Source organism: Chamaesiphon sp. OTE_75_metabat_556 (genome assembly GCF_031378165.1).
GTDB lineage: Bacteria > Cyanobacteriota > Cyanobacteriia > Cyanobacteriales > Chamaesiphonaceae > Chamaesiphon.
In genome coordinates, this window is record NZ_JANNDR010000148.1 from 1 (window position 1) to 5,755 (window position 5,755).

Genomic DNA, 5,755 nt, shown 5'->3' on the forward strand with positions numbered 1-5,755 from the left:
ATCGAAATGGGCTTCAAAAATGCGATCGCGGCAGCACAAGAAGCTCTAATTGTCACTACTCCCGAAATTTCTGCCGTCCGCGATGCCGATCGCGTGATCGGTTTGCTCGAAGCTAGTAATATCAGCCCCGCGCGGTTGATCGTCAATCGCTTGCGTCCAGCAATGGTTGAAGCCAGTGAGATGATGTCTGTCGAAGACGTCAGTGAAATCCTCGCCGTCCAGTTAATCGGTGTCGTCCCCGAAGACGAACGAGTAATTACATCAACTAACCGAGGCGAACCATTAGTATTAGAAGCTAATTCTACCTCCCGTGCCGCCCAAGCTTTTGATAATATTGCCCATCGACTGATTGGCGAAAAAACACCTTATCTCGATTTGTCAGTCGATCGCGATAATTTATTCGCACGGTTTCGTAAGATTTTTACTAAGTAATCGGGTAAAAGTATGCGTATAAATTTAGCTAAGTCGATTTTTCTCAGCTCGAACTCTGAGTATTCCTTACCGATTTATTTAAAATTGTTAGCACGATCGAATTCGATCGTGCCAACTGCAATTTGCTGTTGAATTTGGAAACCGCATCTTGCTATAGTGTGGGTAGTTAAGTAGTATCTCCCACAGTTCGGCACAGCCCCGCCTAAACCGATCGAACGGCATCGACGATCTCTAGCTAACCAAGAGTTGGGTCGGGAAGTTTGTCAGTAATTAATTGTCACCGGACTTTGCCCATCAACAATTCCATCATTTAGGTGCTAATTCCCGCTATCGACCGCATTACCTATGACTATGATTAATGAATTTCTGGAAATGTTATTCCCCCGTGTGAGTGAGCCGAGTCGGGAACATGTGAAGCGGCGGTTACAATTAGTTATTGCACACGATCGAACGGATCTTAGCCCCCAAATGGTCGAGATGATGCGGCAAGAAATTCTCGAAGTCGTCTCCCGCTATGTCGAAATTGATGCTCAGGGACTAGATTTTTCCCTCGAAAGTAATCAGAGGGTGACGGCTTTAATCGCAAATTTGCCCATTCGGAGGGTCAAAGATGACGCCGAGGCATCACCGATGGGTTGGGCTGGCGACGATCCAGCGAGTTAATCATTAGGGCTAGTGGTGAATCTTTTGGGCTGGGCCGTGGCCAACTAGTTGCGCTATGCTAGCTGATCGATAATTCATCTTAAGAATTTCAACATCGCTGCGATCTTCAAAATCCAGCAATTTTCATCTGCGATCTGTTTGTTCTGCATAAAACCTTGAATCACTCCAATTTCACTTTTGACTGCTTGGGTAAATGTAGTCATACTCACGCCCGTGCGGGCGTTTTTCATACGCCACATGGCATCGTCGAAACACCTAGATTTATGCCGGTAGGCACGACCGCTACCGTCAAAACGCTGACCCCCGCCCACCTCGAAGATGCCCGCGCGCAAATGGTCTTGGCGAATACCTACCATCTACATCTGCGCCCCGGCGAAGATATCATTCGCGAAGCTGGTGGCTTACACAAATTCATGAACTGGAAAGGGCCGATGTTGACCGATTCCGGTGGCTTTCAGGTATTCAGTCTCAGCAAAACTCGCAAGATTACCGAAGAAGGGGTTACTTTCAAATCTCCCCTTGATGGACGCACGATCTTTATTTCGCCCGAAAAATCGATCGAGATTCAAAATGCCCTCGGTGCGGATGTGATTATGGCATTTGATGAATGTCCTCCCTATCCCGCTACACGCGAGGAAGTCGTTGCCGCCACCGAACGTACCTATCGCTGGCTAGAACGCTGCATCAAAGCTCACCAACGCCCTGACGATCAAGCTCTATTTCCGATCGTCCAAGGTGGCGTTCATCTCGATTTACGAGCAGAGACAGCCAAGGCTCTCCAAGAATTCGATCTGCCTGGTTATGCCATTGGCGGCGTGAGCGTCGGCGAACCGTCGCATTTTATCCACAAAATTGTCCGCGCCACCGCGCCCTTATTACCCGAACATAAACCGCGATACTTGATGGGAGTAGGTACATATAAAGAAATGGCGATCGCGATCGCTTCCGGTATTGATTTATTCGATTGTGTCATCCCTACCCGCGTCGCTAGGCACGGTGCAGCCTTCGTGCGGGGTGAACGCTGGAATCTGAAGAATGCCCCGTTCAAGCGTGATTTTACCCCCTTAGACGATACTTGTCCGTGCTATACCTGTCAGAATTTTAGTCGTGCTTATTTGTGCCATCTCGTTCGCTGTGGCGAGATTACGGGATTTACCCTATTATCCCTGCACAATATTACCGAGCTAATTCGGTTTACCCAAAGAATTCGCGATGCGATCTTACGGGATAAATTTGTCGAGGAATTCGGTCACTGGTTGACTAGCGAGGAAGATGACTTAAGTGACGAGTCTCAACATTGATGCTATGGCAATGTTCGATCGATCGTAGTAACCACATTCGGCAAAGCAATCAGGTACCAACAACGTTAGTTCCCCCATCGCCACTCTAATAAAAAGTCCGTATTCCTTCACCAATAAGAATTATGGGCTTTCATGGGTGTGATATTCCGATTTTTCACTCACGAAGTTTCAAGTATCGAGCAATTGACTCAATCCCGGAGCGATCGCTTTAGGTAAATTTGCTTCTTGACCTAAAACTTGGTTACAGTCTTGCAACGCCAGCAAGAAACCTTTAATTGACTGGATCTCATCGGGTACTGTGGTAATTTGATGCCAAAACTCGTTCCAGAAGGACTGATTTAGTTGGCAAAGCTCCAACACCTGCATAGCAGCAAGATATTCAGCTAGGGGATCGAGGGCGAAGCGGATTTTATCTTGTCCCGCACCAATCGTGTGAATGAGGTTCAGACGTTCTTCAAGATATTTGAGCCGACTTTCTGGATCGTTTCCGCTGAGGACAGCTAAGACCGTATTTCTGTTAGCTGTTGTTGGTCGAAAAGTTTGTTTTAGACATGCCCAAGCGATCGCTTTAGCATCTTGTTGCACAATCCGATTGCTTAATTTATTACCTTCAGCCACATTGCGATTGAGTTCATTAAGATACCACAGCATTAATTCGGGGATGCTGCCTAGGATCGCTAATGGCGATTGCTGGATCTCCTCAACTTTAGTAGTAATCAACTGGTCAGCATAGAGTTTTGCTAGCAATGCAGTAACTTTTCGTCCTCCTACCATTTGAGACAGGTGGCTACAGGCTTGGAAAAATTCAGGATCGGTGAACAAGTCGCGTCTGTTCGCTTGGGTTAAATAGGCTTCCATGAAAGACGATAGGCGGTTGCCTTGAATAAGTAAAGGCTTGAGGGTAGTTTTAGTGACATGACCAAGCTTTTCTTCAGAACGTGAAGTGACAACTAAAGCATTAACATAGAAATCGGGAGAGTCTGGGCGAATTGCCTTACGTGTCGCTTCGTTCATTTCTGAAATATGGTCTATGATAACCAGAATCCGCCGTTCTCTCAACAGCCGTTCTAGTAGTTCGTCAGAAATGAAGTCTATTTCATCCGTTAAGTTTTGCAATTGCCCCTGAATTGCGTCTATCAAAGGATGGTTGGAAGATGATTTTTTCCCCGACACCGACTGGATTTCAATCTCATTTGGAATTCCCAATTCTTCCTCAATAAACACTGGCAACATCCGGTGTTTGCATAGACGTTCTGTCTCATCATCTGACATTGCCCACTTGGCAATTTGACATGAAAGGCTTGTTTTACCTACCCCACCTTCACCTTGAATGAGTAGACAAGCACGTTGTCTTTTAAAAGTTGAATGTAAATCTTTACCTGTGAGTTGAGCAACTGTCTTGTCATTATTTATCACAGGGATGGGGATATAAACATTTCGGTTGCGGACAGTCTCCTTTTGCTGAAATGCATCTTGGGCTGATTTGATGTGTGCTTCTACCCAAGCATCTAGCACTCTAGGATGATATTTCAGCATCAGCAGCAACCAGCTCAGAGATATCTCTTTATCAATAATAGGTAATTTGAAGCTGCCAAGGGATTTTAGGGATTTATCAATTTTCAGTAGCCATAAAGGACGTATCAAAAAAATTCCAAAAAGTAAAAGCAGGTAAGCAACAATACCCAATAATGTGGGATTTTTGCTAATCTGATTGTATAATTGATGATTTTTCAACTCACTCAGACTAGATTCTATATTATGTATATCTGCATTTAAAGAATTATTTTCTTCTGGTGGTAGCTTTTTTAGAGTTTTTAAACCCTTCTCGAACTCGCGTACAGACTTATCCAAATCTTCCGTGTTTAGTTCATTTCTTTTTGCTATTTCTGCAAATCTAGCAGCAATAACTCTCATAGCATCAGCACCACTATCACGCACAATTTGGCTTTTATATTCCAATGCATCATTCAACACAGTTAAAATGAGCAAATTATTTTTCGCATTACTTACATCACCGATATTGCTTAAAGCTGTAACAGCTTGCTGACGCATGGTGTAGTTACCGTCTTTATAATAAGCTACGATAATTTGGGGGATGGCAGATTTTGCAACAACACCTATATTTCCCAGTGCAGCAACAGCATGTCGGCGTACTCGCCAAGCAGGATCTTTCAGTGAGTCTGTTAAAATCGGTAATGAGTCTTTTGAAATCTTTACACCTTCATCTTTATATTTGTACAGATTAGCAAGTATATATGATAAAGCAACAGCAGCATTTATACGAAGGTTTATTTTATCTACACTTTGCTCTTTTAATGACTTATGTAGCAACGGAATTAATTTTCTAGTTTGTTCTATATCCAAAGTAGTAGTCCGCAATGCTTCCAGTGCCTTCAACCGCACAGATAAATCTCGCTGCTCATCTATGAATATATTAGTTAATTCCGAGATTGCAGATTTGGCGTTAATAGATTGAATGGCCTCAATAACACCGATCGAGACATCCTTATCTTTCTCCGTTTTGAGCAGATTTGTCAAATCCTCCAAAGCTTCATCAGCACCTGTCCCGATAGAACTTAAAGCATTTGCAGCAGCTATACGCACCCATTTGTCTGAATTTTTTAGATGCTGTCGAAAAACATCAATTGCTTTGGCCTTATCGTCAAGGGTAGAATTTTGGAAATTATATTTACTTAAAGCCGTATTAAGATTATCTAAATCGCTTTGAACATTTGAATCACTTTTATTTTGTAGCTGTTGACTTTGGCTCAACATATTTGTACGTTCTGTAATTTGTGCCCAACTAGTATTACTTACAAGCAAGGGTATTGTAATTGATAGTAATATAAGTGCCATTCTAAGAGTGGGCTTTTGGGTAGTAAAGTAAAAGCAGGAGTGATGTTTGAGATTTTGCCAGTTTTGCATAATAAACAATAAATATGAATGAAGTGCCACACCATATTAAGTCTCAGGCATATGGATTTCGCAAATCACGATATAATGAGTAGTATCATTATATCGTCCTTGTCATTTTGCAAACTTGCGTTATCCAGCTTAACCTCAATTTGTAATAAAAATAATTATATCTAGTAAGATAATTATTTTTAGCCCCAAAAAATCGACCTTATCGTACCCTCAAACAATAAAATCCCCTGCTGATAGGAATGGCCAGAGGGGTTATTTTTTCAAATTTATTACAATGCTAGAAATTTACTAGTCTACAGCTTTGAAGTTGAGAAGTTACTATGAAAGGCTGTCTGAGCATCGATTTTTGCCTAAACGTAAAATCTTCCATGTTGGCAAGGTAATTCGAGCCAATCTGACAAACCAATTATTAAGTTGATCGAGCGTAATTAATG

4 protein-coding genes are annotated in these 5,755 nt (G+C 42.7%); 3 read left to right on the forward strand and 1 reads right to left on the reverse strand.

Annotation, left to right across the window (positions count from 1 at the left end; translation table 11 throughout):
* The 3 genes from RMO27_RS06350 to tgt form a co-directional block, all read left to right on the forward strand.
* Positions 1-432, forward strand: a 432-nt coding sequence (locus RMO27_RS06350) for a P-loop NTPase (protein WP_309730665.1), incomplete at its 5' end; no start/stop codon positions are given.
* A 351-nt stretch (positions 433-783) separates the two neighbouring features.
* Positions 784-1,095 (forward strand): cell division topological specificity factor MinE, encoded by a 312-nt coding sequence (gene minE, locus RMO27_RS06355; protein WP_309730673.1) that lies wholly within the window; start codon positions 784-786, stop codon positions 1,093-1,095.
* A gap of 155 nt (positions 1,096-1,250) precedes the next feature.
* Entirely contained in the window at positions 1,251-2,396 is a 1,146-nt protein-coding gene (tgt, locus tag RMO27_RS06360; RefSeq protein WP_309730668.1) for a tRNA guanosine(34) transglycosylase Tgt, read from the forward strand.
* Positions 2,397-2,564: 168 nt separating this feature from the next.
* Here the strand turns inward: tgt and RMO27_RS06365 are convergent, their stop codons facing one another.
* Positions 2,565-5,321 (reverse strand): HEAT repeat domain-containing protein, encoded by a 2,757-nt coding sequence (locus tag RMO27_RS06365; protein ID WP_309730670.1) that lies wholly within the window; start codon positions 5,319-5,321, stop codon positions 2,565-2,567.
* Positions 5,322-5,755 lie beyond the last annotated feature (434 nt).

Excerpts from the sequence above, each read along its gene's own strand:
- minE (WP_309730673.1), top strand. The coding sequence starts at position 784 with ATGATTAATGAATTTCTGGAAATGTTATTCCCCCGTGTGAGTGAGCCG.
- RMO27_RS06365 (WP_309730670.1), bottom strand. The coding sequence starts at position 5,321 with ATGCAAAACTGGCAAAATCTCAAACATCACTCCTGCTTTTACTTTACT.